Annotated in this window: 17 protein-coding genes and 1 pseudogene; 11 read left to right on the top strand and 7 right to left on the bottom strand. The window is 74.3% G+C overall.

What is annotated here, in order from left to right; all coding sequences use genetic code 11:
- Positions 1 to 47 precede the first annotated feature (47 nt).
- A pseudogene (locus ACTEI_RS39155) lies at positions 48 to 231 on the bottom strand (IS5 family transposase); the annotation flags it as partial.
- A 196-nt stretch (positions 232 to 427) separates the two neighbouring features.
- Here ACTEI_RS39155 and ACTEI_RS11475 point away from each other — a divergent pair.
- Positions 428 to 1354, top strand: a complete 927-nt coding sequence (locus ACTEI_RS11475) for a polysaccharide deacetylase family protein (protein ID WP_122977636.1) — start codon at positions 428 to 430, stop codon at positions 1352 to 1354.
- A gap of 144 nt (positions 1355 to 1498) precedes the next feature.
- Here ACTEI_RS11475 and ACTEI_RS11470 read toward each other — a convergent pair whose 3' ends face one another.
- The 3 genes from ACTEI_RS11470 to ACTEI_RS11460 are packed head-to-tail and all read right to left on the bottom strand — an operon-like array spanning position 1499 to position 4609.
- On the bottom strand, positions 1499 to 2656 hold the full coding sequence (locus ACTEI_RS11470) for an acyl-CoA dehydrogenase family protein (RefSeq protein WP_122977635.1): 1158 nt from the start codon (positions 2654 to 2656) through the stop codon (positions 1499 to 1501).
- 37 nt (positions 2657 to 2693) lie between these two features.
- The gene (gene fabG, locus ACTEI_RS11465) at positions 2694 to 3443 is read right to left on the bottom strand and encodes a 3-oxoacyl-ACP reductase FabG (RefSeq protein ID WP_122977634.1); all 750 of its coding nucleotides are present in this window, start codon (positions 3441 to 3443) and stop codon (positions 2694 to 2696) included.
- 17 nt (positions 3444 to 3460) lie between these two features.
- Positions 3461 to 4609, bottom strand: a complete 1149-nt coding sequence (locus ACTEI_RS11460) for an acyl-CoA dehydrogenase family protein (RefSeq protein ID WP_122977633.1) — start codon at positions 4607 to 4609, stop codon at positions 3461 to 3463.
- Between the two features lie 84 nt (positions 4610 to 4693).
- Here ACTEI_RS11460 and ACTEI_RS11455 point away from each other — a divergent pair, with 84 nt between their 5' ends.
- Both ACTEI_RS11455 and ACTEI_RS11450 read left to right on the top strand, forming a co-directional pair.
- On the top strand, positions 4694 to 5332 hold the full coding sequence (locus ACTEI_RS11455) for a TetR/AcrR family transcriptional regulator (protein ID WP_122977632.1): 639 nt from the start codon (positions 4694 to 4696) through the stop codon (positions 5330 to 5332).
- On the top strand, positions 5329 to 6252 hold the full coding sequence (locus ACTEI_RS11450) for a PfkB family carbohydrate kinase (protein ID WP_122977631.1): 924 nt from the start codon (positions 5329 to 5331) through the stop codon (positions 6250 to 6252). The genes ACTEI_RS11455 and ACTEI_RS11450 overlap by 4 nt, the downstream gene beginning before the upstream one ends.
- Before the next feature lie 170 nt (positions 6253 to 6422).
- On the opposite strand, the gene ACTEI_RS11445 is transcribed toward ACTEI_RS11450, so the two are convergent.
- Complete coding sequence (locus ACTEI_RS11445; protein ID WP_122977630.1) at positions 6423 to 7424, bottom strand: LLM class flavin-dependent oxidoreductase; 1002 nt, start codon at positions 7422 to 7424, stop codon at positions 6423 to 6425.
- Between the two features lie 93 nt (positions 7425 to 7517).
- Between ACTEI_RS11445 and ACTEI_RS11440 the strand changes: the two genes are divergently transcribed.
- The 7 genes from ACTEI_RS11440 to ACTEI_RS11410 all read left to right on the top strand — a co-directional run bounded on the left by ACTEI_RS11440 (position 7518) and on the right by ACTEI_RS11410 (position 15489).
- Positions 7518 to 8384, top strand: coding sequence for a L,D-transpeptidase (locus ACTEI_RS11440; protein WP_122977629.1), 867 nt, complete (start codon positions 7518 to 7520; stop codon positions 8382 to 8384).
- Between the two features lie 64 nt (positions 8385 to 8448).
- On the top strand, positions 8449 to 9543 hold the full coding sequence (locus ACTEI_RS11435) for a hypothetical protein (RefSeq protein WP_122977628.1): 1095 nt from the start codon (positions 8449 to 8451) through the stop codon (positions 9541 to 9543).
- Between the two features lie 75 nt (positions 9544 to 9618).
- A complete protein-coding gene (locus tag ACTEI_RS11430) occupies positions 9619 to 10764 on the top strand; it encodes a glycosyltransferase (RefSeq protein WP_239082719.1) in 1146 nt (381 codons plus the stop codon).
- Positions 10751 to 11785 (top strand): glycosyltransferase, encoded by a 1035-nt coding sequence (locus ACTEI_RS11425; RefSeq protein WP_122977626.1) that lies wholly within the window; start codon positions 10751 to 10753, stop codon positions 11783 to 11785. The genes ACTEI_RS11430 and ACTEI_RS11425 overlap by 14 nt, the downstream gene beginning before the upstream one ends.
- Before the next feature lies 1 nt (position 11786).
- Complete coding sequence (locus tag ACTEI_RS11420; protein ID WP_239082718.1) at positions 11787 to 12929, top strand: glycosyltransferase family 4 protein; 1143 nt, start codon at positions 11787 to 11789, stop codon at positions 12927 to 12929.
- Positions 12926 to 14317, top strand: coding sequence for a hypothetical protein (locus ACTEI_RS11415; RefSeq protein ID WP_122977624.1), 1392 nt, complete (start codon positions 12926 to 12928; stop codon positions 14315 to 14317). The genes ACTEI_RS11420 and ACTEI_RS11415 overlap by 4 nt, the downstream gene beginning before the upstream one ends.
- Complete coding sequence (locus tag ACTEI_RS11410; RefSeq protein WP_122977623.1) at positions 14314 to 15489, top strand: hypothetical protein; 1176 nt, start codon at positions 14314 to 14316, stop codon at positions 15487 to 15489. Before ACTEI_RS11415 ends, ACTEI_RS11410 begins: the two co-directional genes overlap by 4 nt.
- A gap of 62 nt (positions 15490 to 15551) precedes the next feature.
- Here the strand turns inward: ACTEI_RS11410 and ACTEI_RS11405 are convergent, their stop codons facing one another.
- Positions 15552 to 16637: an LCP family protein gene (locus ACTEI_RS11405; RefSeq protein ID WP_122977622.1), complete on the bottom strand. Its 1086-nt coding sequence runs from the start codon at positions 16635 to 16637 to the stop codon at positions 15552 to 15554.
- Between the two features lie 530 nt (positions 16638 to 17167).
- Positions 17168 to 17644 (bottom strand): helix-turn-helix domain-containing protein, encoded by a 477-nt coding sequence (locus ACTEI_RS39150; protein ID WP_122977621.1) that lies wholly within the window; start codon positions 17642 to 17644, stop codon positions 17168 to 17170.
- Here ACTEI_RS39150 and ACTEI_RS38220 point away from each other — a divergent pair.
- On the top strand, positions 17643 to 18404 hold the full coding sequence (locus ACTEI_RS38220) for a P-loop NTPase family protein (protein ID WP_244940678.1): 762 nt from the start codon (positions 17643 to 17645) through the stop codon (positions 18402 to 18404). The two genes, ACTEI_RS39150 and ACTEI_RS38220, sit on opposite strands and share 2 nt — an antisense overlap.
- The last annotated feature ends 103 nt before the right edge of the window (positions 18405 to 18507 follow it).

Below are 18507 nucleotides of genomic sequence, written 5' to 3'. Positions count from 1 at the left end.
GTCCGGATAGGCGTCACTGTGACGGTCGAACGCACGCCAGCGCCACAGGCGGTCGCGACCACGGCGATGATCAGGCCGAGGGCGTCCACGGCCGGCCCGCGTTTGCGGCCCGGCACCTTCGTGCCGGCGTCTTCGCCGATGGTGGCCGCGGGGACGTGGTTCGCGGCCCCGGAGCGAGTCGACGGCGACCGCGGTCGGGTCCTGGCGCCGGTCGAATCTGTGGCGGACCTGCGAAACGATCTCCGAACGGGCTCAGCGGACAGACCACCCTGAACGATTTTGCACCACCCTCTAAGATCGGCCGCGCTCCCCGACCTGGCGGGTGGCGGCCATGACGAACCACACGATCCACCTTCCAGGCGCACATTTCACCGGTCGACGACGTCTCACGTCTGACGGACCACCTCTTCCCCCCGGAGGCGCAGGCATGAGATCGAGCAGGCTGTTCCGCAGCGTGGCCGCGGCGGCGCTGCTGGCACTCGTCGCCGGGTGCGGCAGCTCCGGCAGCCGGCCCACCGGCGCCGCGGCGGCAGCCGCGCCCGGCGCCACGAAGTCCGGCTCCGCCACGGCCCCGGACCCGTCCGCCGCGGCGGCGTCCGCCGGGCCGAACGCGCCGGAAGGCGGCCCGGGGGCGGGGCTGCCGGAATCAGCGGCCGCCGGAACCGGGGTGCCGGAATCGGTGTCGGCCGCCCTCGCCGCGCTGCCGCCGGACCTGCGCGCCCGGATCCCGCGGTTCCCACCGGCGCCCGCGGCGACCAGGGTCGCGTTGCCGGGCGGCGACAAGGCGGCATTCTTCAGCCACATCCCGACCACCCAGAAGGTCGCGTTCATCACCATCGACGACGGCTGGGCGAAGAACCCGCTGGCGCTGCGGCTGTTCCAGGCCGCGAACGTGCCGGTGACACTGTTCCTCGAGGTCGACGCGATCAAGGACGACCCGGGCTACTTCACCCCGCTGAAGGCCGCGGGCGCCACCATCGAGAACCACACGATCACCCACGCCACCATGACCCGGCTGTCCTACCCGGGCCAGAAGCGCGAGATCTGCGGTGGCGCCGATCGTCTGGCCCAGCTGTACGGCGACCGTCCGACCCTGTTCCGCCCGCCCGGCGGCGCCTACAACGGGACGACGTTGCGGGCCGCGCACGACTGCGGCATGAAGGCGGTGTTCAACTGGACCCAGACCACCGACCACGGCAAGATCTTCTACCAGGGGACCCCGAAGGTCGTGAAGCCCGGCGACATCATCCTGATGCACTTCCGCCCCCGCTTCGTCGACGACTTCCTGGCCGTCCTCGAAGCGATCCACAAGAACGGCCTCACCCCGGCCCGCCTGGAGGACTACATCCCCTGACCGACCACGCCGGCCCATTCACCGGCTCGGCCAGCCATGCACGCACTCACCCGCACCCACCGCTTGATCACTCGCCACGATCCTCCCGGACTCGCGGCGCCTTCGGCGACCAGGCAGGTTCCGGGTGGGGCGCTCCCGAGAACCCTAGAGCCCCATCCCCTTGGCGATGATCATTTTCATCACCTCGGACGTCCCCCCGTAGATCCGGTTGACCCGGTTGTCCGCATACAGGCGCGCGATCGGGTACTCGTTGATGAACCCGTACCCGCCGTGCAGCTGCAGGCACCGGTCGATCACCCGGTGCGCCACCTCGGTGCAGAACAGCTTCGCCGAGGCCGCTTCGGCCGGGGTCAGCTCCCCCGCGTCCAGCGCCTCCAGGGCCCGGTCGGCGACGGCCTGCGCGGCGTCCACCTCGGCCTGGCAGGCGGCCAGCTCGAACTTGGTGTTCTGGAACGAGGCGACGGTCTGCCCGAACACCTTGCGCTCCTGTGTGTACTTCTTGGCGAACTCCACCGCCGCGGCGGCCTGCGCGTACGCCCCGTAGGCGATGCCCAGGCGCTCCTGCGGCAGGTTCTGACCGAGGTACGAGAACCCCCGGTTCTCCTCGCCGAGCAGGTCCTCCACCGGCACCAGCACGTCCTGGAAGGCCAGCTCCGCCGTGTCGGACGTCTTCAGCCCGAGCTTGTCCAGCTTGCGGCCGACCGTGTAGCCGGGCAGCTTGGTGTCCACCACGAGCAGCGAGATGCCGAAGCGCCGGTCGTCCGGTCTCGGCGGTGACGTGCGGGCGCAGACGATCACCCGGTCGGCCAGGACGCCGCCGGTGATGAAGGTCTTCGCGCCGTTGAGCACGTAGTGCCTGCCGTCCTCGGTGAGCTTGGCGGTGGTGCTCATGCCGGCCAGGTCGGAGCCCGTGCCGGGCTCGGTCATCGCGATCGCGAACATCATGTCGCCGCTGACGAACGACGGGAGCCAACGCCGCTTCTGCTCTTCGGTGGCGAGCTTGAGCAGGTACGGCAGGCAGAGCGCGACGTGCACGCCGGAGCCGCCGAAGGAGACGCCGGCGCGGGCGGTCTCCTCGTACTGCACGGCGGCGAACTTGAACGAGGCGATGCCGGCGCCGCCGTACTCCTCGGGCACCTCGATGCCGAACAGGCCGAGCTCGGCGAGTTTCTTGTAGAACTCGCGCGGCACCTCACCGGCGCGCAGCCACGCGTCGTAGTGCGGAACGACCTCGGCCTGCAGGAACTCGCGCAGGGTCTGCCGGAAGGCCTCGTGGTCCTCGTTGAATACGGTGCGGCGCATGTCGCTCCCTCAAAACTCAGCGTGCCCGGGGGGCACCTCAGAGACGGCGGCCGCCGTCGACGTACAGGGTCTGGCCGGTGACGAACGAGGCGGCGTCGCTGGCCAGGAACGCGACCACCCGGGCGACGTCCTCCGGCTGTCCGACCCGGCGCAGCGGGGTGATCTCGGCCGCCTTGGTCTGCATCTCGGCGGCGGAGAGCCCGACCCGGGCCGCCGTCGCGTCGGTCATCTCGGTGACGATGAAGCCGGGCGCCACCGCGTTCACGTTGATGCCGAACGGGCCGAGCTCCATCGCCAGCGTCCGGGTCAGGCCCTGGATCCCGGCCTTGGCGGCGGCGTAGTTGGCCTGGCCGCGGTTGCCCAGCGCGGAGACGCTCGACGTGTTGACGATCTTGCCGGAGCGCCGGGGGACCATGTGCCGCTGGGCCGCCCGGCTGCACAGGAACGCGCCACGCAGGTGCACGCTCATCACGGTGTCCCAGTCCGCGGCGGACATCTTGTGCAGCAGGTTGTCGCGCAGCACCCCGGCGTTGTTGACCAGCACGTCGACGCCGCCCAGCTCGGCGGCGACCTTGTCGACCGCGCCGTCGACCTGGGCCTCGTCGGCCACGTCGCAGCCGAGCGCGACGGCGGTGCCGCCGGCGGCCCGGATCCGGCCGACGGTGTCGGCGCAGGCCGACTCGTCCAGGTCGAGCACGGCGACGGCGGCGCCCTCGGACGCGAACTGCAGCGCGGTGGCCGCGCCGATGCCGCGCGCGGCCCCGGTGACGATGGCTACCCGGCTCATGGAGGAACTCCTTTGTTCTAGAACGCGCTGATCCCGGTCAGCGCCCGGCCGATGAGCAGTTTCTGGATCTGGCTGGTGCCCTCGTAGAGGGTGGTGACGCGGGCGTCGCGCAGGTACTTGCCGACCGGGAACTCGTCGACGTAGCCGTACCCGCCGAAGATCTGGATCGCCTGGTTGGCGGCCTTGACCGCGGCCTCGCTGGCGAACAGTTTGGCCATCGAGGCCGCGGTGCCGAACGGCCGGCCGTGGTCGACCAGGTCGGCGGCCCGCCAGACGAGCAGGCGGGCGGCCTCGGTCTCCACGGCGATGTCCGCGATCATCTCCTGGACGAGCTGGTAGGCGGCGATCGGCTTGCGGAACTGGGTGCGCTCACCGGCGTACGCCAGGCTGGCCTCCAGGCACGCGCGGGCCAGGCCCACACTGCCCGCCGCGACCGCGATCCGCCCCTTGTCCAGCGCGCCCATCGCGATCTTGAAGCCGGCGCCCTCGGCGCCGAGCCGCTCGGAGTCGGCGACCCGGACCTCGTCGAGGACCAGTTCGGCGGTGGCCTGCCCGCGCAGGCCGAGCTTGCCCTTGATCTCGCGCCGGACGAAGCCGGCGCGGTCGGTGGGGACCAGGAAGGCGGAGACGCCTTTCGGCCCGGGCCCGCCGGTACGGGCGAAGATCAGCGCCACTCCGGCCCACGTCCCGTTCGTGATGAAGATCTTCTCGCCGCTGATCAGCCAGTCGTCGCCGTCGCGCACCGCGCGGGCGCCGAGGTTGCCGGCGTCGGAGCCGGTGCCGGGCTCGGTGAGGGCGAAGCAGCCGAGGGTCTCCCCGGCGCACAGGGCCGGCAGCCAGCGGCGTTTCTGGTGCTCGTCGCCGTAGGCCTGGATGCTCTTGGCGACCAGTCCGAGGGAGACCGAGACGATGCCGCGCACCGAGGTGTCGCCGCGGCCCAGCTCCTCCATGACCAGCGCGTAGGACAGGAAGTCGCCGCCCGAGCCGCCGAACTCCTCGGCGATCCCCAGGCCGAGGAAACCGAGCTCGGCGAGTTTCCCGACGATCTTCGGATCGACCTGCTCGGCCCGGTCCCACTCGCCCGCGTGCGGGACGACCTCACGCTCGACCCACTCGCGGGCCAGGTCGCGCAGCTGCTGCTGTTCCGCGGAGAGGGTGAGGTCCACGGCCGGCTCCTAAACTGAACGCTGTCAGGTTAACGCCGCCATGTTAACTTAACGTCGTTAGTCTTCTCAATCCCCGGAGGAACCATGCCCCGGCCCACCACCCCCCTGCTGAGCAGGAAAGGCATCCGGGCGGCCGCGCTGGAGATCATCGACCGGGACGGGCTGGACGGCCTGAGCATGCGCAAGCTCGCCACCGCGCTGTCGGTCAGCGCCCCCGCGCTGTACTTCCACTACCCCACCAAGGAGCAGCTGCTCGACGACGTGGCCAGCGAGATCATGGAGCGGGTGGACGTCAGCGCGTTCACCGCCGGCTGGCGGGAGGGGCTGCTGGGCTGGGCCCGGTCGTACCGCGCGGCGCTCGCCGAGCACCCGAACATCGTGCCGTTCCTCGCGCACGGCCCTGGCCAGCGCGACGCCTCGCTGCGCCGGGCCGACGCGGTGCACGGCGGCCTGGTCGCGGCCGGCTGGCCGGCCCGGGACGCCACGATGATCGGCGCCTCGACGAAGTACCTGGTCGTCGGCGCGGCGATGGGGTCCTTCTCGCGCGGATTCGTCGACGACGTGCAGGTCTACCTGGACCGGTACCCGGCGCTGGGCGACGCGCACCGGCTGCGCGAGCACGCCGACGCGGTGGACCGGGACAGTTTCGAGTTCGCGCTGGTCACCTTCGTCGACGGGCTCGCCGCGCGGCTGGCCCGCACCGAGCCGCGGGCGGTCCGGTGAGCCGCGTCCTGCTCGCCGGGCTGTGCACTCTGGACGTGCTGCAGCTCGTCGAGCGGTACCCGGCAGACAACGAGAAGGTCACCGCGCTCGCGCAGACCGTGGCCGCGGGCGGCCCGGCGACCAACGCCGCGGCCACCGTCGCCCACCTCGGCGGCTCGGCCGTGCTGCTCACCGCGGTCGGCCGGCACCCGCTCGCGGCCGGCATCCACGCCGATCTGGCGCAGCTCGGCGTCCACCTGAGCGACCTGAGCGCGGACGACCCCGGCGCCCCGCCGGTCTCCAGCATCGTGGTCAGTGCCGGCACCGGCAACCGCGCCGTGGTCTCCACCAACGGCGCCGCCCGCACCCTCACCGTCCCCGACCTCGCCCCGCTCCTGGCCGGTGCCGCGGCCGTGCAGGTCGACGGCCACTACCCGGAGCTGGCGACCGCCGTGCTGACCGAGGCGCGCCGCCGCGGGATACCCACCGTGCTGGACGCGGGCAGCTGGAAACCGGTCATCCCGCAACTGTTGCCGCTGCTGGACGTGGTGGTCTGCTCCGCCGACTTCCGCCCGCCGGGGGTCGCCGGCGGACCACCGGTGGCCGCCTACCTGTCCGCCCACGGCGTCGGCTGGATCGCGGTCAGCCGCGGCGCCGAGCCACTGCTGCGCTGGACTCCCGGCGGCTTCGTGGCGCAGCCGGTGCCCCGGCCGGCGGTGCTCGACACGCTCGGCGCCGGCGACATCCTGCACGGCGCGCTCACCCTCGCGGTGGCCCGGCGCTGGCCGCTCACCGACGCGGCGTTCGCCGAGGCGCTCGACGAGGCGGCCGCCGTCGCCAGCCGCTCCTGCGCCTTCTTCGGCACCCGAGCCTGGATGTCCGCGTCACCCGCCGCGAACCCGGCCGCGGATCCGGCCGCGGATCCGGCCGCCGGAGCCTAGTGCCCGGCCGGCCGCCGCCGGAGCCCAGCACCGGGCGCGCGACGCCACCGCAGCCCGGCGCGAGACGCGGCGGCCCAGCAGCCCGGCGCGAGACGCGGCGGCCCAGCAGCCCGGCGCGAGACGCGGCGGCCCAGCAGCCCGGCGCGAAACGTGACGGGCCGCCGGGCCCCTCAGGCGGCCGGCCGCCAGCCCAGCGCCGGGCCCAGGTGGTGCGCCATGTCGGTGAGCATCTGCACGTAGTCGTCGTGCTCGAAGGTGAACGGCAGGGCGAACGCCACCTCGTCCACCTCGCGGAAGGCGACGTGCGCCGCCAGCCGCTCGGCGATCTCGGCGGAGCTGCCGACCAGGTCCGGGGCGAACATCATCCGGGCCGGGCCCTGCGGGGTCCGGGTACGCGCGGTCCGGCTCCGCGCGTACGCCTGATATCTCGCCCGCTGGGCCGCGGTCGCCGAGTCGGTCGGGATCACCACCAGCCCCTGCGAGACCCGGGCCCGCGCGCCGTCGGGGTGCGCGGCCCGGAACGCGCGGATGTGCGAGAGCTGGATCTGCGCGAAGTCCTGTGCGTCCTCCGCCTTGACCACGCTGCTGGTCAGCAGGTTCATGCCGTGCTCGCCGGCCCACCGGGCCGAGCGCAGGCTGCCGCCGCCGTACCACATCCGGTCGGCCAGTCCCGGCGAGTACGGCTGGACCCGGTCGGAGAACTCCTCGAAACCGACCGTCCCGCGCAGGTCGGTGACCGGCTCACCGCGCACGCCGGCGAGCAGGCGCTCGACCCGGGCATAGCTGAAGTCCTCGACCGCCGCGGTGTCCGGGTAGATCGCGTCCTTGATGCGCTCGAAGTTCATCGGCGGGCCGACGCTGACCCCCGGGTTGAGCCGACCCCCGCTGAGCACGTCCACGGTGGCCAGGTCCTCGGCCAGGCGCAGCGGGTTCTCCCAGCCCAGCGGGATCACCGCGGTGCCCAGCTCGATGCGGCTGGTGCGCTGCGAGGCGGCGGCCAGCACCGCGATCGGTGAGGAGATGCCGAACTGCAGGTGCCGGTGGCGCAGCCAGGCGCTGTCGAAACCGAGCCGCTCCCCCAGCTCGATGATCTCCAGCGTGGATTCGTGGCCGCGGCGCGGATCAGCCTCGTCGAACCGGCCGATGGTGAGAAAGCCCAGCTTGCGAAGCATGCCGGGAACCCTATCCGGCGGATGTGAACGAATCTTGTGCCGAGCATCTCTCATTTTTTGATCGTGGGCGGACCGGATGGCTAGTCTGGGCCGATGCCGAGCGCCCGCACCCGTGTGTACCTGACGGCCGCGGCCGCCGCCGCGGTGCTCGCCACCGGCGCGGCCGTGGGTCTCGCCCACGACCGCGACCCCGAACCGGTCGCCGGTCAGTGGGTGACGCCCTCGTCGGCGGCCGCCCCCGCACCGGCGCGGCCCAGCACCTCGGCGACGCCGCTGCCGGCCGCGGAACCCCCCGACGACCTGCCGGTCATCTCGTACGAGCAGGGCCCGCGGGGCCTGCCCGCCGACCCGGAGCAGAACTCCACGGTCGCGCCGACGCAGGGCCTGCGCCCGTCGAAACGGGTGGCGCTCTACGACGCCCCGGGCGGCGAGCCGCGTGCCTTCCTCCCGCCGAAGATCAGCGGGCTGCGCACGGTGGTGCCGATCGTCGGGGAGGACAACGGCTGGGTGGCGGTGCTGGTGCCGTCGGTGAACCGGCGGATCGGCTGGGTGCCCCCGGGCGACTGGGAGATCCAGGCCCTGCGCGACCAGCTGGTGCTGCAGCGCTCCGGGCACACGCTGAGCTGGCTGCGGGACGGCCAGGAGCAGCAACGCTGGACGGTGGCGGTCGGCTCGGCGGCCACCCCGACGCCGGTCGGCCGGACGTACGTGATGGGCACCACCCGGATTTCCGGTGAGCCTTATCTCGGGCTGGACGCGCTGGTGCTCGGCTCCATCCCGGACGACCGGGAGAAGATGGCGGCCGCCTTCCAGCTCGCGCACACCGGCATCCACGCGTGGTACCGCAGCAGCGTTTTCGGGCGCAGCGTGTCAAACGGGTGCATCCGGATGCCCGGGGCCGCGCAGCGCACCCTGCTCGACGAGATCGGCGCCGGAACCCCGCTGACCGTGCTCGCCTAACTGTCTGATCAAGGACCCGGGCACACCATCGATCCCGCTTGCCCGCGCTGGTAGCCTGCCGTCCGTGAGCGAAGACCCCTCCCGGAATCCCACTGGCGACGAGCCCATCACCCCGGGCCCGGTACCCCCGCCGCCGCCGGGACCGTGGGCCACGTCGCCGCAGGCCACGCCGGTCAACGGCCCGTTCCCGCCGGCGCCGCCGATGATGCAGCCGCCGGCGCCGCAGCAGCCGGTGGCGCCCGGGCCGCAGCAGCCGGTCGCCACGCAGCCGATCTCGGCGCAGCCGGTCGCCCCGCAGCCGCAGTGGGGCCCGCCGCCCACCCCGCCGGTGGCCCCGCAGCAGACCTCGGCGTCGCCGCTGCCCTCGTGGGACGCCGCGAACCCGAACTCGGGTCCCGGTTACTGGCCGGCCGACCCGACGTCGGCGCCGCCGCAGAGCGGGCCGCCGGCCTGGGCCGTTGACCCGTTCGACGAGCAGCGCCCGCCCGCCGCGCCGCGCTTCCCCGCCACCGCCAAGCCGAAGCGTGGCCGGGCCGGGATCATCGCCGCGCTGATCGTGCTGCCGCTCGCCTTCGGCGCCGGCGGTTTCTTCCTCGGCAAGTCGCAGGGCGACGGCGGGTCCCCGGCGGCCGCCGGCACGGCCGCGAAACCGGCGGCCAGCACCTCGCTGCCGCCGTACGAGGCGTCCCAGCTGGCGATCAACCGGGCCAAGCTCGGCAACGACCTGAGCGGCATCGCCGGCCCGTGGGTGGCCGAGGTCGGTGGCTGCGCGAGCAACACCGAGCCGGGCGGCCCGAAGCTGCCGGTCGACGAGAAGACCCACGTCTTCTGCCGCTACGGCGGGGTGTCGGTGCACTTCGCGTCGTACCGGACGGCCGCGCAGCGCGATGCCGCCCGCGCCTGGCGGCAGCAGCTCAGCCTGCAGAACGGCTCGCTGGTGCAGGGCATGGAGCTGCCCTCGCACAAGACCGGCGGGGTCACCGGCACGACCGGCACCTATGTGGAGTACGCGCTCAAGGGCGCCGACAACCGGGCGTACTGCGGCATCTGGTGGGACCGCGAGGGCGAGATCTCCGCGGTCTACCTGGAGGCGCTGTGCAAGGAGGACCTCGGCGGCAGCTGGGCTCCCCTGCGTGATCTCTGGTCCCGGCACAGCTGACGGAACCCGCACCACATCGACGGCGGCCGGACGCACGGGCCGCCGTCCGGTGACGCACGACTTCGCGGAGGAATGGTGAGTACTGACGACTTGCTGGGCGAACGCCCGGCACTTCGCGGAGACCCGGTGTGGACCGACGACGTCCTGGGCGGTCGCTCGGCGGCGATCGTCCACGAGTGGTACGGCTCGACCGGCGGCGCCGAACTGGTCTTCCGGCACATCGCCGGGCTGCTGCCGGCCGCCGACCGGTACGCGCTCTGGGCCGACCGCGACGCCGACGTCAGCGTCTTCGGGCGCCTGCGTGAATCCTGGCTGGCCAGCACGCCGCTGCGGCACAGCAAGGCACTCGCGCTGCCGCTCATGCCGCTGGCCTGGCGCACCCTCACCCGGCAGCACTACGACGTGGTGCTCTCCAGCAGCCACGCGTTCGCGCACACCGTCCGGATCGGAGACCCGCGGCAGACCCGGCACCTGAGCTACGTGCACACGCCGGCCCGCTACATCTGGTCGCCGGAGTTCGACGAGCGCGGCGCGAACCCGCTGCTGCACGGGCCGCGCCGGATCCTGCAGGCCGCCGACCGGCGCTTGAGCCGGCACGTGCACGCGTACGCCACGAACTCGCGTGAGGTGCGGCAGCGGATCCAGCGGTTCTGGAAGCGGGACGCCGAGGTGATCTACCCGCCGGTCGACGCGGCGTACTTCGGGGCCGCGCCGGAGGGGTCGCGCGACTATCTGCTCGGGTTGGGGCGCTGGATCCCGTACAAGAACTTCGACCTGATGATGGCGATCGCCGAGGCGTCCGGACGGCCGCTGGTCATCGCCGGGCACGGGCCGGACGAGGCGCGGCTGCGCCGGCTCGCGGCCGCGTCCGGCGCGGAGATCACCATCGAGCTCCGGCCGGACCGGGCGCGGCTGCGCGAGCTGTACGCCGGCGCCTGCGCCCTGCTCTTCCCGGTGCACGAGGACTTCGGCATCATCCCGGTCGAGGCGCAGGCCGCCGGCACCCCGATCATCGGGTTGCGCCGGGGCGGGCTGTTGGAAACGGTCATCGACGGTGAGACCGGCGTCCTGGTCGACGGCTACGACCCGGCCGGGTACGTGGCCGCGCTGGATCGTCTGGACGAGCTGGACCCGACCCGGATCCGCGCGCACGCCCAGACGTTCGCGCCGGAGCTGTTCGCCGCCCGGATGAACACCTGGATCGCCGATGCCCTCCGCTGACCGGGTCACCGTGCTGGAGGCCAGCGGTGTCGGGCCGGGCGGCATCACCCGGGTCCTGACCGAACTGGCCCGGCACTGGCCGGCCGGGCACCAGCTGCGGATCGTGGCCGCCCCGGCGGACTGGGAGGTGCCCGCGTCGGCCGCCGCGGTCAGCGTGCTCAGCGCCCAGTCCGGCGGCCGGGCCGCCACGATCACCGGCGCCGCCGCCGCGCTGCGCCGGGCCACCGCCGCGGGCTCGCGGGTGCTGTCGCTGAGCCCGTCGCTGGCGATCCGCGGCAGCCGGGCCCCGGTCACCACGATCATGCACGACCTGGCGTTCCGGCTGTGGCCGCACGGGCTGTCGCCGGCCGTGCTGCAGTACCGGAGGCTGAGCTACCGCACCGCGGTGGACCGGTCGGCGCGGCTGCTCTGCGTCAGCGCGCGCACCCGGCACGACCTGCTCGGGGTGTACGGGGTCGGCTACCACCGGACCGCGGTGTGGCACCCGGGCAGCGACCTGAGCACGGCGCCCGGCCGCTCGCCGGTGACCGGGGAGAAGCCGTACCTGCTGGTGGCCGGGCACGCCGCGCACAAGGGCGTGGAGCTGGCGATCGAGGCGGCCGGGCTGCTCACGCCGTACGAGATCGTGGTGCTGACCGGCGGCAAGCCGGACCTGTGGGGCCCGCCCCGCCCCGGCGTGCGGTTCCTGGGCCGGCTCACCGACGCGGAGTACGCGGCGGCGGTGGCCGGCGCCGCCGCGGTCCTGATGCCGAGCCACTTCGAGGGGTACGGCCTGCCCGCCGCCGAGGCGCTGCGCCTGGGCACCCCGGTGGTGATCTCACCCGACCCGGCGCTGCTGGAAGCGACCGCCGGCGCGGCCGTGCGGATGACCACCTGGACCGCCGAGGCGCTGGCCGACGCCGTGCGGGCGGCGGTCGCGGGCCCCCGGCCGGCCACCGCGGGCGCCGGGCGTTCCTGGCAGGAGGCCACCGATCACCTGGTCGAGCTGCTCGGCCCGGTGGCGACGCCGGCGGGTGGCTGAGGTGCGGATCGCGATGGTGCACACGTCGTTCGCGGTGCGCGGCGGGGCCGAGCGCTACCTGCGTGACCTGAGCGCCGCCCTGGTCGCGCGCGGCCACGACGTCGCGGTGTACGCGCGTCCCTCCGCGCACGGCGAACCCGGTGACCGGCCGATCCGGACCCGGGTCAGCGACCGCGCGCCCGGCCCGCTGCGCAAACTCGCCACGCACCTGGGTGACCTCGCCGACCGCACCGGCCTGCACCCGGGTGACCTGCGCGAGTTCGCCCCCGACGTGGTGCACGTGCACAACTGGCAGGGCATCGGGATGCCGGCGGTGACCCGGCTCGCCGCGGCCTATCCGGTCTGTCACTCGGTGCACGACATGGCGATCTGCGACCCGAACAACGCGCTCGGCAACACCGGCCGGTCCCGGGCCCTCGACGCGCTGCTCGCCGCCCGCGCCGCGGCGCTCGTCCGTGGCCTGCGGCGGGTCCGTCTGCTGCTGCCCGCGGAACGCACCCGGGCCACCCTGCTGCGCCTGGTGCCGTCGGCCGCCGCCCTGGACCAGCGCGTGGTGCCGCTGTCCACGCCGGTGCCGCCGGACCGGCGCGCGCTGCCGCCCGGCGACCGCTCGACCTTCCTCTACCTGGGCGCGCTCGCCGCGCACAAGGGCGTCACCGATCTGCTCGACGCGTGGAGCGCGAGCCCGCTGCGCGCGCGGGGCACCCTGCTGATCGGCGGCGACGGGCCGCTGCGCGCGCGCGTCGAGGCGGCCGCCGCCGCCCACCCGTCGGTGCGCTACCTGGGCTATCTCGACTCCGACGGCAAGCGCGAGGCGCTGCGGCAGGCCGGGTGGCTGGTCTTCCCCAGCCGGGTGTCCGAGACGTACGGCCTGGTCTGCGCCGAGGCCCTGATCGCCGGCCGGCCGATCCTGGCCTCCGCCGCGGCCGCGCCGGTGATGGCCGCCCCCGGCTCCTACCTGCTGTTCGACGGCGCCGCGGCGCTCCGTGGCCGCCTCGAGGAAGCGGCCGGACTGCCCGCGGACCGCTACACCGCGCTCGCCGCCTCGGCCCGCTCCGACGGCGCACGCCTCGACTGGGACGCGCACGTCGATGCCGTGCTGCACGAGTACACCACCCCGCATCTGGAGACGAGCCGATCGTGATCACCGAATGGAAGAGGCCCGCCGTCATCGCCGCGGCGTTCCTGGCCGTCGCCGGCGCGTTCTGCTGGCTCGCCGGCCTCTCCCCCGCCCTGCCGGTGGTGGTCGCCGGACTGGCGTACCTCGCCGTGCGGCCGCTGCCCGGGCTCGTCTACGTGCTCGTCGTGCTGGTCGCGCCGCTCGGTCTCTGGATGCTGCGGGTCGAGTGGTTCCTCGGCTGGGTGTTCGGTGGCCGCGACTACGCCCTGAGCCTCTCCGCCGCCGCGGTCGCCTGCACCCTGCTGGTGGTCACCCTGATCCGCCGCCCGCCGTCCCGCCGCCAGCTGCTGATCGCCGGGGCCGGGCTGCTGGTGACCGGGGTGGGGGCGCTCGTCGGCATCATGCACCACGGTTTCGGGCAGACCGCGGTCGGCGGGCGCCTGCTGATGCTGCCGATCGTGCTGGCCGTGGTCGCCGCCGGGCTGTCCGAGCGTGACCTGCGCCGGCTGGTCACCGTGACCGCGTGGCTGGTCGTCGCGAACGCCGTCGCCACCGTCGCCGAGGTGCTGATCGGGCCGGACCAGCTGGTTCTCTGGGGCTTCGAGGTGGACCGGGCGATCCGGATCATCGGCGACACGTTCCGGGCCCCCGGGCTCACCGAGTTCAACGCCGAGCTGGGAATGCTCGCCGGGGCCTACCTGCTCGGCTACGTCGCCCTCTGGATCAGCCGCGACCTGCGCCCGCGCGCCTGGTCCTGGCACGCCGGCGCCGCCTCGGCCGCCCTCTGCCTGGTGTTGAGCACCAGCCGGTCCGGGGCGCTGCTGCTGGTCGGCGGGCTGGTCGCCGCGGTGGTGCTGAACCGGGCCGGCGGCCCCGCGGCCCGGCGCCGGGCACGGCTGCTCGGCGCCGCGGTGGTCGCCTGCGTGGTGGCCGGGTTCGCGGCGCTCGGCGCGGTCGGCTCCACCAGCACCTTCGACCGCCTCGACAACTGGGCGGCGCTGCTGCGCGACGCGCCGCTGGCGTACGGCTGGGGGCTGGGCGGGGCCGGCGCGGCCACCACCTCCCGGGTGGTCGGCGCGGGGCATCAGATCTTCGTGGACAACTACTTCCTCAGCATCGCGCTGCAGTTCGGCGTCCCGGTGCTGGTCGTGGTGCTCGGCCTGGCCGGCTGGGGACTGCTGCGGCTGTCCCGCGGCTCGGCCGCGCACCCGGCTCACGTGGTACACCTCGCGCTGCTGGCCGGGCTGCTCTGCGGCAGCCTGATGATCGAGACGTGGGAGTACACCGGGGCGATGATGGTGCTCGCGGTGTTCGCCGCGTACGCCCAGCGCACCGCCGCCGCAGCCGATCCGGACGTCGCGCCGGCCCCGCAGCGGCGGGAGCCGAGCGCCGCTGTCGGGTCGGAGCCGTGATCCGCGGACTCCGGTCCTCGCAGCTGTCGGTGCAGGCGCTGTCCCGGCTGGCCAGCGTCGTCCTCTTCCTGCTCGCCTCGTGGGCCGACCCGGACCGGCTCGCGCTCGTCGCGCTGCAGGGCGCGTTGCTCGCCGTGCCGTACGCGTTGATGGAGTCGCTGATCGGCCGCCCGCTCTCGGCCGAGCTGGTCCCGGCGGGCTGGGACGTGCACGCCTGGGCCCGCCGCGCCGCCGCGGTCACCATCGGGCCGGTCGCGCTGGTCGGCCTGGTCTCGGCCGGCACCGCGCTGCCCGGCGCGAGCTGGGGCGACCGGCTGCTGATGCTCACGCCGGTGCTGCTGCAGATCCCGCTGGAGGCGCTGTTCTGGGCCGCCGCGCGCACCGGCACGACCGCCCGCGCCAACCTGATCCCGCAGCTCACCGCGATCGGCACGCTGGTGTCCGGCGGGCTGCTGGCGCTGGCCGGCCTGCGGGTCGACGTGGCCGCGGTGCCCGGCCAGCTCGCCGTGCTGGCCTGGGTGCTGCTGAGCGGCCGGCGGGAACGGACCGGCGGGATCCGGCCGAGCCCGCTGGCCGCGGTCCGGGTCGGCGCGCTCTACTGCGCCACGGCCGCGGTCGACCTGGTCTACACGGTCGCGCTGCCCTCGGTGGCGGGCGCGCTGGCCGGACCGGCCGCGGTGGTCGTGCTGCGGGCGATGGACCTGGCGTTCGGTCCGTTCCACGTCGCGCTGTCGGCGAGCACCCGGGAGGACGTGGTCGGCGGCCGCCGGGCGAGGCTGGTCACCGGCGCCCGGATGCTGACCGTGGCGGCGTTGGCCGCCGTCTCCGCCGTGATCCTGACCTGGCCGTGGGTGCGCGGCCTGCTCGCCGGCGACCTGCGGGACCTGGCCCTGTCCGCGGTGGCGGCGTACTGCGGGTACAAGGCGCTGCTGATGTTCTCCACCTGGATGTCGGTGCGGCACATGATCTGGGCCGCCCCGCGGCGCTACCTGGTCTCCGGGATCGGCTCCCGGGTGATCGCCTTCGGCGCCCTGGCCGCCGCGACGGCCTGGGTGGACCGGCCGGCGGAACTCTTCCCGCTGCTGCTGGTGGCGGAGGCGCTGGTGGTCGCATGGTTCGGGGTACGGATCGCCGGCACCGCGAAGGCGCCCGCGGAAGCGGTCACCGCCTGATCGGGTAGCGAGGATCAGCACGGTCGAGAACCGCTCCGGGCGCCGCCGGTGCCGGCGGACGCCTAAGCGGCGGCCACGGCGGCGGCCGCGGCCGGGTCGTCCTTGCGGATCGCGGTGAACAGCTTCTTCGCCCTGGCCCGGTCCGGCAGCACGACGCTCTGGTCGCCCTTCATGCCGGTGCCGCTGCTCGGGCTGGTGTAGAAGGCCAGGTTGCCGCTGCGCAGGTGGCGCAGTTCCATCGCCATGTCGAGCAGGTTCAGCGTCTTGTCCACGCCGACCGCGCTGGTGGTGGCCCGCAGGAACGCGTTCAGCTTCGCCGGGTTGGTCAGCACGCCGCCGGAGGACGCCTTGTCCAGCACCGCCTTGATCACGTCCTGCTGGTGCCGGATCCGGGCGAAGTCGCCGTCCTTGAACGCGTACCGCTCGCGGGCGTAGTCCAGGGCGGTGGCGCCGTCCATGGTCTGCGGCCCGGCCTGGAACTTGCGGACGCTGTCCTTGCTCAGCGAGTGCGTCGAGGTGAACGCCTGCTCCACGGTGATCCGCACGCCACCCAGCGCGTCGACGATCTCCTTGAAGCCGGCGAAGTCGACCATGGCGACGTGGTCGATCCGGATCCCGGTGTAGCTCTCCACGGTCTGCACGGTCAGCGGGACGCCACCCCACGCGTACGCCGCGTTGATCTTCGCGTTCACGTCGCCGTGCTTGCCGTCGGCCGACCGCGGCACGTGCACCCAGGTGTCCCGGGGGATCGAGATCAGCTGCGCGGCCGACCGGTCCCGGGTGAGGTGCAGCACGATGATCGTGTCGCTGCGCGAACCGCCGGTGTTCTCCGGGTCGCGGGTGTCGCTGCCCAGCACCAGGAAGTTCAGGGCGTCCTTGGCGACCGTGTCCTTCGTCGGGCGGGCCGCCTCGGGCACCGCGCTGAACGCGTCGACCCGGGCGACGTCGCTGGTCACCGACCGGAAGTAGAACGTGCCGGCGACCGCGGCGCCGGCGATCAGCACCACCGGGATCAGCGTCAGGATCAGCGTGATCCGCAGCCACTTACGGCGACGTCGGGACGCCGGCCCGCCATCCGGCTGCTCGCCGGTGGCCTCGGTCGGCTCGGTGGTCGCAGGCTCGTCGAGAGGCTGTCCGGTCGCAGGCATGGCGACGATCGTACTGAGCCCCGCAACCGCCCCGATCTCCCCTGCCCAGCTTCGATTTCGCCTCGGCCCCGGCCGTCCCACCCGGCCCGTTCCCAGCCGCTTCCGCCGGCCGCCGGCTTGCGCCCTTCCCGCCCGGCTGCGCCGTTTCGTCCGGTCGCGGTGCCACGCGGCGTCGCCGCTGCCGGCTCCGGCCGGCGATCCGGCCTCGGCCGCCCGGCCTCGCTGATCCCGCCGGTCCGACCTGCCTCATCCCGGCACCACGCCTGCCCCATCCCGGCGCCACGCCTCCCTTATCCGGCGCCGGGCCTGCCTCATCCCGGTGTCGGCTTCGTCCTCCTGTCCCGCCGCGGAGGCGGGTCGGCTCCGGGTTCGCTCGTGGCAGGGCCGCTTGCTTCCGGGTACGAGCAGTGGGGCCCCGCCCGCGGGCCTCGCGGCCGAGCCCCGCGGCGGCCCCGCGCGGCGTCCGCGCTGCCACGGGCCGCCACGCGCGCCGCGGTCCGGCGTGGAGGCGGCCTCACCCGGCGACCCTCCTAGCAGGTCACCGTGAGAGGGACGGCCCGGCGCGCGCAGCTGAGCCGGGTGCGCGGGCGGCCCGCCGCCGAACGCAGCCGCAGGGTCGTGCCGGTCGCGCACTCGGCCACGGGCGCCGCCGACGGGACCGGCGCGCTGATCCGCGAGACCGGAACGGCGCGGCGGGGAGCCTGCACGAGCGGCCGGGCGGGGCGGCGGGAAGCCTGCACGAGCGGGCCGGCGCGGCGGGCGGTCTGCGGCGCCAGCTGGCGCAGCATCTCGTCGCGGACCAGGTCGAGCAGGTCGGTCATCGGCAGCCCGAGCGCTCGGCAGATCGCCGCGAGGATCTCCGACGACGCCTCCTTGGTGCCGCGCTCCACCTCCGACAGGTACGGCAACGACACCCCGGCCGCGCCCGCGACCTCCTTGAGGGTGCGGCCCTGGCGCTGGCGCACACGGCGCAGCACCGCCCCGATGACCCGGCGCAACAGTGGCATGTCATCTCCCTCCCCGCGACCTGTGCCGTCCATCCTGCCCTACTGGGCGGCATCCGCGAACGGCGCTACGGTGCGCGCCACCCGGATGCCGGTGGCATGTCCGGCCCGGCCGCACCCGTTCCGGGGGCCTGGACAGCTTCGCGCTGCAGCCGCCGAGCGGCTGCTCGACGCGGTCCGCGACATCGCGGGCGCCGGTCCGCTGACGATCGTCGCCAGCGCGCTGGTGGTGCCCGATATCGTCGACGAGCACGGGAGCGCCGGCAACGCCGGGCTCAGACCGGACCGGGCGCCGGCCAAGACCCGGATCTTCGCGGCGATCGACCTGGTCACGACCGGCACCCGGCACGACGGGCCGCCACCACCGGCCGAGCTGACCAGCTGCGGCACGCTGGGCCGCCCGGACCGACGCCACGGCGCGCACCGGTTGCCGACGCGGCCGGGGACGACCGCGAGCTGGGCCGCCCCGGACCGACGCCACGGCGCGCACCGGTTGCCGACGCGGCCGGGGACGACCGCGAGCTGGGCCGCCCCGGACCGACGCCACGGCGCGCACCGGTTGCCGACGCGGCCGGGGACGACCGCGAGCTGGGCCGCCCCGGACCGACGCCACGGCGCGCACCGGTTGCCGACGCGGCCGGGGACGACCGCGAGCTGGGCCGCCCCGGACCGACGCCACGGCGCGCACCGGTTGCCGACGCGGCCGGGGACGACCGCGACGAACACGGAAGTCCGACGTCGGGTGACGGCATCGCTCTCCTGATCCTCTCCCGGCTCCCTTTCGGACGGCCGGGCTCGGTATGCTGGCGGCGACTGCCCGCCGCGGATCCACAACGGACACCGGGTCCGCCCCGACGCGAGGATGT

This window comes from Actinoplanes teichomyceticus ATCC 31121 (assembly GCF_003711105.1).
Lineage (GTDB): Bacteria > Actinomycetota > Actinomycetes > Mycobacteriales > Micromonosporaceae > Actinoplanes > Actinoplanes teichomyceticus.
Note: the sequence above shows the minus strand (reverse complement) of the source record. Positions and strands in the feature narration are given on the sequence as shown.